This window comes from Streptomyces lusitanus (assembly GCF_042647945.1).
GTDB classification, from domain to species: Bacteria; Actinomycetota; Actinomycetes; order Streptomycetales; family Streptomycetaceae; genus Streptomyces; species Streptomyces pseudogriseolus.
Genome location: NZ_JBHRWL010000009.1, coordinates 195,185 through 209,295, shown reverse-complemented (window position 1 = coordinate 209,295; position 14,111 = coordinate 195,185). Strand labels below are relative to the sequence as shown.

The window sequence follows — 14,111 nt, the reverse complement described above, 5'->3', positions numbered from 1 at the left end:
TCCCCGCCCGCCCGGTGCACTCCAGGTGGAATCGGGATGACGGGATGAAAACGCGGTGCGCCCCGCCCCTGCGCCGTGGGCTCAGCGGCCCACCGCGTACCCCTGCATGCCGCGCGGGTTGGCGGCCGCCGAGAGGACGCCGGTGTGCGGGTCGCGGGCGACGGCGCACAGCCGGCCCTCGGACCAGGCGTCGCCGACGGTGACGTCGTGGCCGCGGCGGCGCAGCTCCTCGATCACCTCCGGGTCGGTGCGCGACTCGACGGTGACGCTGCCGGGCCGCATGCCGCGGGGGTAGAACGAGCCGGGGAAGCTGTCGTTGTGCCAGTTCGGGGCGTCGACGGCACCCTGGAGGTCGAGTCCGCCGCGCACCTCGGGGCGCAGGGCGACGGCGAGGAAGAAGTGCAGCTGCCACTGGTCCTGCTGGTCCCCGCCAGGAGTGCCGAACGCCATGACCGGCACGCCGTCGCGCAGGGCGAGGGACGGGGTGAGGGTGGTGCGGGGGCGGCGGCCCGGGGTGAGGCTGTTGGGCAGGCCCTCCTCCAGCCAGGTCATCTGGAGCCGGGTGCCGAGCGGGAAGCCCAGCTCGGGCACGACGGGGTTGGACTGGAGCCAGCCGCCGCTGGGCGTGGCGGAGATCATGTTGCCCCAGCGGTCGACGATGTCGAGGTGGCAGGTGTCGCCGCGGGTGCCGCCGTCGGCGGAGACCTCCGGTTCGCCGGGCACGGGAGAGGTGGGGCTCTTGGCGACGGTCGGCTCGCCGACGCCCATCGGGCTGAAGCCGGGGTCGTCGGTGGCCACGACGCGCGCGTGGGCGGCGAGCCGGGGGATACGGCCGCCGGGGCTGCCGGGGCGCAGCTCATGGGAGGCGCGCGGGCCGACCAGGGTGCGCCGCTCGGCGTTGTACGCGGCGGACAGCAGGTCGTCGAGCGGCACCTCGGCGGCGTCGCCGTACCAGGCCTCGCGGTCGGCCATGGCGAGTTTGCAGTTCTCGATCAGCAGGTGCAGGTAGGCGGCCGAGCCGTACGGCGGCAACTCGTCGGGGAGCAAGGCGAGTTGCTGGAGGAGCGCCGGGCCCTGGCTCCACGGCCCGGCCTTGCACACGGTCCAGCCGCCGAAGTCGTACGTCACCGGGTCCTCGTAGGTGGCGGACCAGGCGGCGAGGTCGTCGGCGGCGAGGGTGCCGGTGTGGTGCTCGCCGCTGGTGTCGAGGGTGGGGCGGGCGGACTGCCGCACCAGCGCCTCGGCGACGAACCCGGTGCGCCACACGTCCCGGGCGGCCTCGATCTGCGCCTCCCGGTCGCCGGCGCCGGCGACCTCGGCGAGCAGCCGCTTCCAGGTGGCGGCGAGGGCGGGGTTGCGGAAGAGCTCGCCGGGGCGCGGCGGGTGTCCGCCGGGCAGGTAGACGTCGGCGGAGCTGGTCCACTCCGTCTCGAACAGCTCGCGCACGGTCGCCACGGTCTCGCCGACCCGCTCCACGGGCGGGTGGCCGTCCTCGGCGTAGCCGATGGCGTACTTCAGCACGTCGGCGAGGGTCTTGGTGCCGTGGTCGCGCAGGAGGAGCATCCAGGCGTCGAAGGCGCCGGGCACGGCGGCGGCGAGCGGTCCGGTGCCGGGGACGAGGTCGAGGCCGAGGCCCTTGTAGTGGGCGACGGTCGCGCCGGCCGGGGCGACGCCCTGCCCGCACAGCACGCGCACCTCTCCGCCGGCGGGGGCGAGGATCATCGGCACCTCGCCGGCCGGGCCGTTGAGGTGGGGTTCGACGACGTGCAGCACGAAGGCCCCGGCGACGGCCGCGTCGTAGGCGTTACCGCCGTCCTCGAGGACGGCCATGGCGGACTGGGAGGCCAGCCAGTGGGTGGAGGACACCATGCCGAAGGTGCCCTGGAGGGTCGGTCGGGTGGTGAACTGCATCCCCTGCCCCAGGTGTTCGCGTCGTCCGGCCCTGCGCCCCACCCGCTCCGGGCCGGAGGCCTCGGCCCTTGCCGGACGCAGGGTAAGCGCGTACTGCCGGGGGATGCCACCCTCGGCGCCACCGGGCCTGGCGGCGTGACGGGAACATTCCGGGCGTGCCCGGTGTTGGTACGCGCGGCTGACGAAAGGCGGAGTCGTGCACGGTGAGTACAAGGTTCCCGGCGGCAAGCTCGTCGTGGTGGACGTGGACGTGGCGGACGGGGTGCTGCGCGACGCGCGCGTGGCGGGGGACTTCTTCCTGGAACCGGACGAGGCGCTGGACGCCGTGAACCGCGCCCTGGAGGGCGCCCCCGCCGACACCGACGCCGCCGGTCTGGCCGCGCGGGTCGAGGCGGCGCTGCCAGAGGGCACCGTGATGTACGGGCTCACCGCGGAGGGCGTCGGCATCGCGGTGCGCCGTGCGCTGGCGCACGCGACCGACTGGACCGACTACGACTGGCAGCTCGTGCACGAGGGCCCGCAGCCGCCCGCGCTGCACATGGCCCTGGACGAGGTGCTGACCGCCGAGGTGGCCGCCGGGCGGCGCCCTCCCACGCTGCGAGTGTGGGAGTGGGCCTCCCCCGCCGTGATCATCGGCAGTTTCCAGTCGCTGCGCAACGAGGTGGACCCCGAGGGCGCCCGACGGCACGGCGTGGACGTGGTGCGCCGCATCTCCGGCGGCGGCGCGATGTTCGTGGAGCCGGGCAACACCATCACCTACTCGCTGTCGGTGCCGGAGGCGCTGGTGCAGGGCCTGTCCTTCCAGGACAGCTACGCCTACCTCGACGACTGGGTGCTCGGCGCGCTCGGCGACATGGGGATCAAGGCCTGGTACCAGCCGCTGAACGACATCGCCACCGACCAGGGCAAGATCGCGGGCGCGGCACAGAAGCGGATCGTGGGCCCGGACGGCGCGCCCGGCGCGGTGCTGCACCACGTGACGATGGCGTACGACATCGACGCGGACAAGATGCTCGACGTGCTGCGCATCGGCAAGGAGAAGCTGTCGGACAAGGGCACGAAGAGCGCGAAGAAGCGGGTGGACCCGCTGCGCCGGCAGACGGGGCTGCCGCGCGAGGCGGTCATCGGGCGGATGGTCGACTCCTTCCGCACCCGTTACGGTCTGACGCAGGGCAAGGTGACGGACGAGGAGCTGGCGCGCGCTCAGGAGCTGGCGCGGACGAAGTTCACCGCACCGGAATGGGTCGCGCGGGTGCCCTGACGCTCAAATCCCCCTATTCGTAAAGGAACAGCGGCAAGCGGCCGGCGATCCGGAACCGCCCCGTCACCGCGCGCCTACGGAGCGAGTTGAACCCTTCCGCACCGTGACGAAGCGTGTGACACTGGCGTCCCGTCCGCAGTGCGGACCCCCTCCGCACCGTCCCCCACGAGAAGTGCGCCGTGCGTTCCTTTCCTCTGCCGATCGCCCTGACCGCCCGTCTGTCGCCGGTGGTCGTCCTCGCCGCGGCCGGATGGGCGCTGTCCTCCGGCCCGCTGGCCGCGCCCGAGGCCTCCGACAAGGAGCCGACCGGGAAGACCGCCTCGCAGCAGTCCCCCACCGCCCCGTCCGAGACGCAGGCGGTGAAGACGTACGCCGCGGCGCCCGAGCCGTGCGACGCACTGTCCGCCGCGACCGTCAAGTCCCTTGTGCCGGGCGCGAAGACGGCCGGCAAGGAGATACCGTCCACGGACTCCGACCTGCGCCGCACCTGCTCGTGGAACGCCCTCAAGGGCTACGACTACCGCTGGCTCGACGTGTCCTTCGAGGTGCTGGACTCCGACGAGGCCGCGGAGAAGTCGTACAGCGGGCGGCTGGCGGAGAAGAGCGGCGGGGGCGCCGTCCCGGGGGTCGGGGACGCGGCGTACTCGGTCGTGAACCTCACCACCGAGGACAAGCAGGACACGCGTGAGGGTGTCGTGGTGGCGCGAGCCGCCAACGCGCTGGTGATCGTCACGTACAACGGCAGCGACTTCGAGTCGAAGAAGGCGCCGAGCACGGACGTGATCAACAAGGGCGCGATCAAGGCCGCCAAGGAAGCGGTGGCCGCGCTGGGGAAGGCGCGAGGCTGATCCGGAACCGATGGTTCCGTGACATCTGTCACAGCCCGTTCCCGATCTGACCGGGCCGCTTAGTAGACGGGGCCGCGGCGACATGGGGGACTTGTCCGTCTTGGCGGGTAAGCGCACCGGGCCCGTACGGGTGGCGGGCCGGCCGCGATCCGGGTGCACCCGCTTCGTCGCCGCATGGCGCTTTCTGACGTGGCGGCAGACGGTCCCGTCGCCCTCCCGAGGGCCGGTCGGCACGCTCTCCCGGCCGTCGCAAGACCCCTCCCGTCCTACGAAGCCGGGTAGTACACGAGCCCTTTGCGCCGCGCGCCGGGCCGTCCCAAGAATGACCAGCCTCCGCACACCCAGGGGTGAGGTCACGTATGGGAATCCATCGCCACGAGAAGAAGTACCGGCGGGCGGTCGTCGTCGCGGTCGCCGTCGGTGTCATAGGCATACCCTCGGTCGCCATGGCCTGTGCCGACTGGCCGGACGGCGGGCAGCGCGAGGACCGCGCCACCGCGGTGCCGACCGTCGGCGAGGACCGCTGGGACGGGCCCGGCTGGTACGGCCGCTGGCGCAGCCAGCACGAAGGCGACCCGACGCCGGTGGCGTCCGGCTCCCCCGGCGCCTCCGCGAGCCCGTCGGAGGACGCCCGCAGGGACCACGGCGGCAAGCCCTCGCGGAAGCCGGCGAAGAGGACCACCCGGCCGGCCGGCGCGGCCCCCTCCACCACCACGGCGGCCCCGAAGCCCACCACGGCGTCCCCGAAGCCCTCGACCGCCGCCCCGAAGCCCTCCACGGCCGCTCCCGCGCCCTCCACCACCGCGCCGAAGCCGACGACCCCGGCCCCGAAGCCGACCACCGCGTCGCCGAAGCCCACCGCCACCGCCTCCGGCGCCGTCGCCCGGGTCGTGGAGCTGGTCAACGCCGAGCGCGCCGAGGCCGGCTGCTCCCCGGTGACCGCCAACTCCACGCTGAACACGGCCGCCCAGCGGCACAGCGAGGACATGGCGTCGACCGGCACCATGTCGCACACCGGCTCCGACGGGTCCGACCCCGGTCAGCGCATCACCCGCGCCGGGTACACCTGGAGCACCTACGGCGAGAACGTCGCCTACGGCTACTCCACGCCGGAGCAGGTGATGCAGGGCTGGATGACCAGCCCCGGGCACAAGGCGAACATCCTCAACTGTTCCTTCAAGGAGATCGGCGTCGGCCTGTCCGGCACCTACTGGACGCAGGACTTCGGCACCGCCCGCTGAGGTCCCCGGGGGCCACGGCGGCGGGCGTTCACACCCGTCGCCGCCCCGCCGTCAGCGCGACGTACACGACGAGCGAGGCCGCGAGGCCCACCGCCCAGCCGTAGTCCGCGAGGGGCTTGAGGAAGGAGATCAGCCCGTCCTGCGGGAAGGGCCCCTTGCCGGGCGCCGAGTGGGAGCCGCCCACCGCGAGCACCCCGCCGACGGCGAAGGCGACGACGGCGTGCACGTTCCAGCCGGACGTGTACCAGTAGCGCCCGCCCGGGGTGTACAGGTCGGTCAGGTCCAGTCGGGTGCGGCGCACGATCCAGTAGTCGGCGATGAGGATGCCGGCGACCGTGCCGAGCAGCCCGCCGACCAGCCCCAGCCAGGTGAAGATGTACAGCTCCGGCGTCTCGGTCAGCTTCCACGGCATGATGACCACGCCGACCACCCCGGTGATCAGCGCCCCGGTGCGGAAGGTGATGAACCTGGGCGCCAGGTTGGCCAGGTCGTACGCCGGTGACACCACGTTCGCCGCGATGTTCACGGAAATCGTGGCGACGAGCACGGTGACCAGCGCGAACAGCAGCCCGAAGACGTTGTCGGTCTTGGCGGCCAGCTGCACCGGGTCCCAGATCGCCGCCCCGTAGACGGCCTGCGAGCCGGAGGTGACGAACACCGACAGCAGCGCGAACAATGTCATGGTCGTAGGCAGGCCGAGCGTCTGCCCCCAGACCTGGGCGCGCTGCCCCGCGCCGAAGCGGGTGAAGTCGGGGATGTTGAGGCTGAGCGTCGACCAGAACGCGATCATGCCCATCAGGGACGGGAAGAACACCGGCCAGAAGTCGGCGCCCCAGCCCAGCTTCGACGGCTGGTCCAGCAGCGGCCCGAGACCGCCGGCCTTGTTCGCGACCCACACCAGCAGCACCAGCGCGCCGACGATGACGAACGGCGCCGCCCAGTTCTCGAACCGGCGCAGCGCCTCCATCCCCCGGTAGATGATGGCCAGTTCGAGCGCCCAGAAGAGCACGAAGCACACCCACAGGGTCCACGGCTGGCCGCCCACCTCGGACGCCTCGGCCCAGCCGCCGAACAGCTTGCCGAGCAGCACGAAGATGCCCTGGCCGCCGATCCAGGTCTGGATGCCGAACCAGGCGCAGGCGACACCGGCCCGGATCATCGCGGGCAGGTTGGCGCCGCGCAGCCCGAAGGAGGCGCGGGCCAGCACCGGGAACGGGATGCCGTACTTGGGGCCGGCGTGCCCGGTCAGCAGCATCGGCGCGAGCACGACGACGTTGGCGAGCGCGATGGTGAAGACGGCCTGCTTCCAGTCCATGCCGAGCGCGACGAGTCCGGACGCGAGCAGCCAGGAGGGGATGTTGTGCGCCATCCCCACCCACAGGGCGGTGAAGTTGTACGTGGTCCAGCGGCGGCGGGCCAGCGGGACCGGCAGCAGGTCGTCGTTGACGAAGCGGGCGTCGGTGAGGACGGCGCCCGGCGGGAGCTCGACGCGTCCCGCCGGGTCGGGTATCGGATTCTCTGAGGGCGCGGGCGGGACGGTCGCGGTCATGGGCGTGCCTTTCGCAGTGGTACCGGTTCAGTCGCCGAGTGCCGGGATGATCTCCGCGCCGTACGCGTCGATCGTCGTTTCCTGCGCGTCGTGCATGTCGTACACCGCGAACTGGTCGACGCCCAGGTCGCGCAGTGCGCGGAGCTTCTCGATGTGCGCCTCGGGCGGGCCGAGCAGGCAGAAGCGGTCCACGATCTCGTCGGGGACGAAGTCCGTGGACGGGTTGCCTGCCCGTCCGTGGTGGCTGTAGTCGTAGCCCTCGCGGCCCTTGATGTACTCGGTGAGCGCCTCGGGGACCATGCCGGAGTGCTCGCCGTACCGGGCGACCAGGTCGGCGACGTGGTTGCCGACCATCCCGCCGAACCAGCGGCACTGCTCGCGGGCGTGCGCCAGGTCGTCGCCGACGTACGCGGGGGCGGCGACGCAGACGGTGATCGCGTCGGGGTCGCGGCCGGCCTCGGCGGCGGCGTTCCGCACCGCCTTCACCATCCACTCGGTGAGGAACGGGTCGGCCAGCTGGAGGATGAAACCGTCGGCCTTCCGCCCGGTCAGGGCGAGCGCCTTGGGCCCGTACGCGGCCATCCACACCGGGAGCCTGCCGTCGCGGACCCACGGCAGACGCATCCGCTGTCCGTCGACCTCGGCCTCGCGTCCCTCGGCGAGGTCGCGGATCGCGTCGATCGCCTCGCCGAGCCGGGCGAGGGTGTTGGGCCTGCGTCCGGCGACGCGCATCGCGGAGTCGCCGCGGCCGATGCCGCACACGGTGCGGTTGCCGTACATGTCGTTGAGGGTGGCGAAGGTGGAGGCGGTCACCTCCCAGGTGCGGGTGCCCGGGTTGGTGACCATCGGGCCGACTCTGAGGGTGGTGGTGTTGGCGAGGATCTGGCTGTAGACGACGAAGGGTTCCTGCCACAGCACCGCCGAGTCGAAGGTCCACCCGTGGGTGAACCCGTTGCGCTCGGCGCGCTTCATCAGGCTGATCACCCGCGACGCCGGCGGGTCGGTCTGAAGGACGAGGCCGAAGTCCATGCGCTCCGCTCCTAGGTGAGGTACTGACAGGTGGAACGCGGGGTGTAGACGCCGTGACCGGCGTGCCCGGTGTACTCCCGGTCGGTGACGACCGGGACCCCGCGCGAGAACACGGTCTCGACGCGTCCGGTGACCCGCTTGCCCTCGTACGCCGAGTAGTCGACGTTCATGTGGTGGGTGTCGGCGGACATGACCTGCTCGGCGTGCGGGTCGTAGATCACGACGTCGGCGTCGGCGCCCGGCGCGATCGTCCCCTTCTTCGGGTAGAGGCCGAACATCCGCGCCGGGGTGGCGCAGGCGATCTCGATCCAGCGGCGGCGGCTGATGTGCCCGTCCAGGACGGCCTGGTGGAGGAGGTCCATGCGGTTCTCCACGCCCGGCAGCCCGTTGGGGATCTTGGAGAAGTCGCCGCGGCCGAGCTCCTTCTGGCCGCTGAAGCAGAAGGGGCAGTGGTCGGTGGAGACCACCTGGAGGTCGTCGGTGCGCAGACCCCGCCACAGCGCCGCCTGGTGCTCCTTGGGCCTGAGCGGCGTGCTGCACACGTACTTGGCGCCCTCGAAGTCCGGCTCGGCGAGGTTGTCGGTGGACAGGAACAGGTACTGCGGGCAGGTCTCGCCGAACACGGGCAGCCCGTCGTCGCGGGCCCGGGCGAGTTCCGCGACCGCCTCGGTGGCGGAGACGTGCACGACGTACAGCGGGGCGCCGGCGACCTGGGCGAGCCGGATGGCCCGGTGGGTGGCCTCCGCCTCCAGGAGGGCCTTGCGGACCTCGCCGTGGAAGCGGGGGTCGGTCTCGCCGCGGGCGAGGGCCTGTTCGACGAGGACGTCGATGGCGATGCCGTTCTCGGCGTGCATCATGATCAGTCCGCCGTTGTCGGCGGAGCGTTGCATGGCGCGGAGGATCTGTCCGTCGTCGGAGTAGAAGACGCCCGGGTAGGCCATGAACTGCTTGAACGAGGTGACACCCTCCTCCACGAGGAGGTCCATCTCCTTCAGCGTGTCGTCGTTCACGTCGGAGACGATCATGTGGAAGGCGTAGTCGATCGCGCAGTTGCCCTCCGCCTTCGCGTGCCAGGCGTCCAGGCCCTCGCGCAGGCCGTGCCCGACGCTCTGCACGGCGAAGTCGACGATCGTGGTGGTGCCGCCCCAGGCGGCGGCACGCGTGCCCGTCTCGAAGGTGTCGGAGGCGAAGGTGCCGCCGAACGGCAGCTCCATGTGGGTGTGCGCGTCCACGCCGCCCGGGATCACGTACTTGCCGGTGGCGTCCATCGTTCGCTCGGCTGTGAACGTCTCGGCGGCGGGGGTGTGGGAAGCGGCGATGGCCGCGATGCGGCCGTCTTCCATGAGGACGTCTGCGTGTAGTTCGTCGGAGGCGGTGATGACGAGTCCGCCGCGGATGACTGTGCGGGTGCTCATGCCGGGGTCGCTCCTCCTGGTGGGTGCGTGCGGGTTGTTTGTGGCTGATCGCGCAGTTCCCCGCGCCCCTTTGGGGCGTTCTCGCTCAGGGCGTTGTCAGGGGGCCGTAGGCGCCCGGGGCGCGGTCGCGGTAGAACTGCCAGCGGTCGCGGACCTCTCGGAGTTTGGCCAGGTCCAGGTCGCGGACGACCAGTTCCGGCTCCTTGTCGCCGGCCACCTCGCCGACGAAGCGGGCCTCCGGGTCGACGAAGTAGCTCGTGCCGTAGAAGTCGTTGTCGCCGTACTCCTCGACGCCCACCCGGTTGATCGCGCCGACGAAGTACTCGTTGGCCACGGCCGCCGCCGGCTGCTCCAGCTGCCAGAGGTAGCCCGACAGGCCGCGCGAGGTGGCCGACGGGTTGAACACCAGCTCCGCGCCCGCGAGTCCGAGGGCGCGCCAGCCCTCCGGGAAGTGCCGGTCGTAGCAGATGTAGACGCCGATCCGGCCGGCCTGGGTGTCGAAGACGGGCCAGCCGCTGTTGCCGGGGCGGAAGTAGAACTTCTCCCAGAACCCCTTGACCTGCGGGATGTGGGTCTTGCGGTACTTGCCCAGGTAGGAGCCGTCGGCGTCGATCACGGCGGCCGTGTTGTAGAGGACGCCGGGCTGCTCCTCCTCGTACATCGGCAGCACCAGGACGAGGTTCAGCTCCCGGGCGAGGCGCCGGAAGCGCTCGACGATCGGGCCGTCGGGGATGCGTTCGGCGTACTCGTAGAAGGCGGGGTCCTGGACCTGGCAGAAGTACGGTCCGTAGAACAGCTCCTGGAAGCACAGCACATGAGCGCCCTGCGCGGCCGCGTCGCGGGCGGCCTGCTCGTGGACCTGGATCATCGACTCCTTGTCGCCCGTCCAGGCGGTCTGGAAGACGGCGGCTCGGATCACTCGGCTCATCGGGACCTCCGGTCGCTCGGTGTGCGGTGAGCCTAGGAAGCGGACGAGCGCGCGCTGAGTGGCACGGTGTCACGTCTGCGGGGGTGCGGCGTGTCACCGTGTCATCCGCGGACGATCCCATGTGTCACCGCCGTTGCCGCAGGTGGTCGCTCGTTTCAGCGTTGTTGCGCGTCGTGCGCGAGGAGTGCGATGTGCAGCGAGGCGGCCTGTTCGAAGTCGTCCAGGTCCACCCCCAGCCGTATCTGTATCGCCTCGAGGCGGCGGTACAGCGCCGGCCGGGACACGTGGTGGAGCTGCGCGGTGCGGGACTTGTTGCGGCCGGTCGCCAGGTACGTCCGCAGGACCGGGAGCAGGTCCTCGCCGGGGTCGCAGAGCAGCCCGGCCAGCTCCCGTTCGGCGAACGACTGCACCTGCGGGTCGTCGCGCAACAGCCGTACGAGGCCCCGCAGATGGACGTCCCGCAGCCGCACCACGGGGGGCAGGTCGAGGGCGGCGGCGTCGTCCGCGACGGCGTCGGCGACGTGCCGGGCCTCGCGCAGCCCGGCGGGCACGTCGTCGAAGGAGGCGCGGGCGGCGGCGGCCGCCACCACGACGGGCCCGTCGGCCGGTTCGGCGCGCAGCCGGGCCGCGAAGTGCGCGGTGAGCGCCTCGGCGTCCTGGTCGCGGGCCAGGCTGAGCAGCACGGCGGTCGCGGCGGCGGACAGTTCGCCCGCGATGCCGGGCAGGCCCAGCAGCCGCAGTGTCCGGTCCAGCGGGGCGGCCCGGTGCCCGCGCACCACGAGCGGCACGAACGTGCGCCGGTTGACCGGCAGTCCGGCGGCGCGGGCGCGGGGCAGCAGGTGCCGGGCCGGTACGGCGCCGCCGACCAGGTCGGTGAGCAGGCTCAGCGCGGACTGCCCTTCCCAGGAGCAGTCGGCGCCGCCGAGCATGCGGTGCAGGACGAGCGCCTCGGCGGCCCGGTCGGCGAGCAGCCGCCCGGTCTCGGTGTCGCCGCGGTAGCCGCACAGCACGAGCCGGCCCCAGGGCTCGCCCCGCCCGCCGAGTTCCGCGCGGATCCAGCCGTCGCCCTCGCTGCGGCCGGCCTGCCGGGCGATCCGCTCCCAGTCGCGCAGCACGTCGTCGACGGCGGACCGCTCCCCCGCCGTGCCGAGGACGCGGTGGGCGAGGTTGGTGAGGACGACGGGGCAGCCGCTGTGCCGGGCGATCTCGTCGAGCAGCCGCTGGAGCGGGGCGCCGCCGGTGATGAGCGCGGTGAGTTCGGTGCGGACCGTCTCGGAGAGGCTGACGGCGGCGAACTTCCGCCGCACCAGCCGGGACTGCACCTCCTCGGTCAACTGGGCGAAGGGGAAAGGGCGGTGGAGCACGACGAGGGGCAGCTGGCAGCGCTCCGCCGCCCGCCGCATCGCCTCCGGCGGGGACGGGAAGGCGCGGCCGAGGCCGAGGACCACGGCGGACGCCTCGGCGCGGTGCAGGGAGCGGACGTACTCGGTCTGCTTGTGCTCGTCGCCGGCGAGAAGCACCCCGGTGGTGAGCACCATCTCGCCGCCGCTGAGCATCACGCCGACGTCGGCCGCCTCGGCGACGTGCACCCAGCGCACCGGCCGGTCCAGCCGGCCGGCGCCGGCCACCACCTCGGGCTCCCCGGCGAGGACCCGCTCCAGGGCGAGGACCTGCCGGACCGAGAGGGCCGGTACCGGTGGCTCCCAGGTGGTCATGGCGGTGCCCTTCGGTGGGTGTGGGCCTACTGGATGCTCCTCAGGGCGTCCTCGAGGATCGCGGCGCCCTCCTCGGCCTCCGCGATGTTCAGGGACAGCGGCGGGGCGATGCGCAGGGCGCTGGTGTCGTGGCCGCCGCCCTTGCCGATGAGCAGGCCGCCCTCGCGGGCCGCCTCCAGGACGGCGGACGCGGCGGCCGGGTCGGCCTCGTCGGTGCCGGGTTTCGTCAGCTCGATGCCGATCATCAGGCCCCGTCCGCGCACCTCCCGTACGGCGGGGACGTGGGCGGCGGCGGCCCGCAGCCGTTCGGCGAGCAGGCCGCCGACCCGGCGCGCGTTCCCCTGGAGGTCGTGTTCGAGGAGGTAGTTGAGGTTGGCGAGGCCGGCCGCCATGGTGATCTGGGTGCCGCCGAACGTGGAGATGCTGTTGGCGTCCAGGCAGTTCATGATCTCCGCGCGGGCGACGACCCCGCCGATGGACATGCCGTTGCCGATGCCCTTGGCGAAGGTCAGCATGTCGGGCGGGCCGCCGCGGGCGTGCGCCTGCCAGCCCCAGAAGTGCTCGCCGGTGCGGCCCCAGCCGGTCTGCACCTCGTCGGAGATCCACAGGACGCCCCGCTCGTGCAGCACCTCGCGGAACGCGGCGTAGAGGCCGTCGGGCGGGGAGGTGAAGCCGCCGACGCCCTGGATCGGCTCGGCGATCAGCGCGGCGGGCGGGCGGGTGTGGCCGAGGAGGTCCTTGAGGTCGTCGACGCAGGCGGCGACGAAGTCGTAGTCGTCGAGGCCGGCGAACGGGCCCCGGCTGCGCACCCCGCCGTGCACGTACAGCGTCTGGAGCGGGGACAGCGAGGTCGGGGACCAGCCGCGGTTTCCGGTGACGCCGACCGCGCTGAAGGAGCGGCCGTGGTAGCTGTTGCGCATCGCCAGGACGGTGTTGCTGCGCCGGTAGGTGGTGGCGAGCAGCAGGGCGGTGTCGTTGGCCTCGGTGCCGGAGGTGGTGAAGAAGACCCGGGCGTCGGGGATGCCGCTGAGCTGGGCGATCCGTTCGGCGAGGTCCACCATCGGCCGGTTGAGGTAGAGGGTGGAGGAGTGGACGATCCGCCCGGCCTGTTCGGTGACCGCCTTGGTGACCTCGGGCAGGGCGTGGGCGGTCATGGTGGTGAGGATGCCGCCGAAGAAGTCCAGGTAGCGGTTGCCGTCGGAGTCCCAGACGTGGCGTCCCTCGCCGTGGGTGATCTCGATGGGGTGTTCGTAGTAGAGGGCCAGCCAGTCGGGGAGGACGGAGCGGTGGCGGCCCAGCAGGTCGTCGGTCACGGCCGCACCAGCCCTTCGTAGGCGTCGGGGCGGCGGTCGCGGTAGAACGCCCACTGCTGCCGCACCTCGTCGACGAGGCCGAAGTCGAGGTCCCGTACCACCAGTTCCTCCTCGCTGTCGCTGGCCACGTCGCCGACGAACTGTCCGCGCGGGTCGACGAAGTAGCTCGTGCCGTAGAAGTCGTTGTCGCCGTACTCCTCGACGCCGACGCGGTTGATGGCGGCGACGAAGTACTGGTTGGCGACGGCCGCCGCGGGCTGCTCCAGCTGCCACAGGTACGCCGACAGGCCGCGGTGCGTGGCCGACGGGTTGTACACCAACTGGGCGCCGTTCAGTCCGAGCTGCCGCCAGCCCTCGGGGAAGTGGCGGTCGTAGCAGATGTAGACGCCGACCTTGCCGACGGCGGTGTCGAAGACGGGCCAGCCCAGGTTGCCCGGGCGGAAGTAGAACTTCTCCCAGAAGCCCTTGACCTGCGGGATGTGGTGCTTGCGGTACTTGCCGAGGTAGGTGCCGTCGGCGTCGATCACGGCGGCGGTGTTGTAGTAGTGGCCGGACTGCTCGACCTCGAAGACGGGGGCGACGACGACCATGCCGGTCTCGCGGGCCAGGTCCCGCATCCGGCACACGGTCGGGCCGTCCGGGACCTCCTCGGCCCAGCGGTAGTGCTCGGTGTCCTGGACCTGGCAGAAGTAGGGGGCGTTGAAAACCTCCTGGAACCCGATGACCTTCGCGCCCCGCCGGGCCGCCTCGCGGGCGTGCTCCTCGTGTTTCGCCAGCATGGACGCGGTGTCGCCGGTCCAGGTGGCCTGGACGAGGGCGGCGGTTACGACGTTGGGCATGAGCTGCTGCTCCTTCGACGCGACGTCAGCGCCTCTACGCCCGTAGAGACGGCCGTAGAGGG

The 14,111-nt window shown here is 72.2% G+C and carries 11 protein-coding genes; 3 read left to right on the top strand and 8 right to left on the bottom strand.

What is annotated here, in order from left to right; translation table 11 throughout:
• Positions 1-81: 81 nt before the first annotated feature.
• Positions 82-1,911, bottom strand: coding sequence for a gamma-glutamyltransferase family protein (locus tag ACFOSY_RS16605; protein WP_394307589.1), 1,830 nt, complete (start codon positions 1,909-1,911; stop codon positions 82-84).
• A 196-nt stretch (positions 1,912-2,107) separates the two neighbouring features.
• On the opposite strand from ACFOSY_RS16605, the gene ACFOSY_RS16600 reads away from it, so the two are divergent.
• The 3 genes from ACFOSY_RS16600 (at position 2,108) to ACFOSY_RS16590 (ending at position 5,261) form a co-directional block, all read left to right on the top strand.
• On the top strand, positions 2,108-3,172 hold the full coding sequence (locus tag ACFOSY_RS16600) for a lipoate--protein ligase family protein (RefSeq protein ID WP_394307588.1): 1,065 nt from the start codon (positions 2,108-2,110) through the stop codon (positions 3,170-3,172).
• A 179-nt stretch (positions 3,173-3,351) separates the two neighbouring features.
• Positions 3,352-4,020 (top strand): hypothetical protein, encoded by a 669-nt coding sequence (locus ACFOSY_RS16595; RefSeq protein ID WP_394307587.1) that lies wholly within the window; start codon positions 3,352-3,354, stop codon positions 4,018-4,020.
• Between the two features lie 359 nt (positions 4,021-4,379).
• A complete protein-coding gene (locus tag ACFOSY_RS16590) occupies positions 4,380-5,261 on the top strand; it encodes a CAP domain-containing protein (protein ID WP_394307586.1) in 882 nt (293 codons plus the stop codon).
• Positions 5,262-5,289: 28 nt separating this feature from the next.
• On the opposite strand, the gene ACFOSY_RS16585 is transcribed toward ACFOSY_RS16590, so the two are convergent.
• The 7 genes from ACFOSY_RS16585 to ACFOSY_RS16555 all read right to left on the bottom strand — a co-directional run bounded on the left by ACFOSY_RS16585 (position 5,290) and on the right by ACFOSY_RS16555 (position 14,049).
• On the bottom strand, positions 5,290-6,810 hold the full coding sequence (locus ACFOSY_RS16585; RefSeq protein WP_394307585.1) for an NCS1 family nucleobase:cation symporter-1: 1,521 nt from the start codon (positions 6,808-6,810) through the stop codon (positions 5,290-5,292).
• Between the two features lie 27 nt (positions 6,811-6,837).
• Positions 6,838-7,839, bottom strand: a complete 1,002-nt coding sequence (locus tag ACFOSY_RS16580; protein WP_394307584.1) for a TIGR03842 family LLM class F420-dependent oxidoreductase — start codon at positions 7,837-7,839, stop codon at positions 6,838-6,840.
• Between the two features lie 11 nt (positions 7,840-7,850).
• Positions 7,851-9,254 (bottom strand): dihydropyrimidinase, encoded by a 1,404-nt coding sequence (gene hydA / locus ACFOSY_RS16575; RefSeq protein ID WP_394307583.1) that lies wholly within the window; start codon positions 9,252-9,254, stop codon positions 7,851-7,853.
• Positions 9,255-9,339: 85 nt separating this feature from the next.
• Positions 9,340-10,182 carry a nitrilase-related carbon-nitrogen hydrolase gene (locus ACFOSY_RS16570; RefSeq protein WP_394307582.1) on the bottom strand — a complete coding sequence of 281 codons (843 nt, stop codon included), beginning with the start codon at positions 10,180-10,182 and terminating at the stop codon, positions 9,340-9,342.
• Between the two features lie 155 nt (positions 10,183-10,337).
• Complete coding sequence (locus tag ACFOSY_RS16565; RefSeq protein WP_394307581.1) at positions 10,338-11,897, bottom strand: PucR family transcriptional regulator; 1,560 nt, start codon at positions 11,895-11,897, stop codon at positions 10,338-10,340.
• Positions 11,898-11,923: 26 nt separating this feature from the next.
• Positions 11,924-13,210: an aspartate aminotransferase family protein gene (locus ACFOSY_RS16560; RefSeq protein ID WP_394307580.1), complete on the bottom strand. Its 1,287-nt coding sequence runs from the start codon at positions 13,208-13,210 to the stop codon at positions 11,924-11,926.
• The gene (locus ACFOSY_RS16555; RefSeq protein ID WP_394307579.1) at positions 13,207-14,049 is read right to left on the bottom strand and encodes a nitrilase-related carbon-nitrogen hydrolase; all 843 of its coding nucleotides are present in this window, start codon (positions 14,047-14,049) and stop codon (positions 13,207-13,209) included. Before ACFOSY_RS16555 ends, ACFOSY_RS16560 begins: the two co-directional genes overlap by 4 nt.
• Between the last annotated feature and the right edge of the window lie 62 nt (positions 14,050-14,111).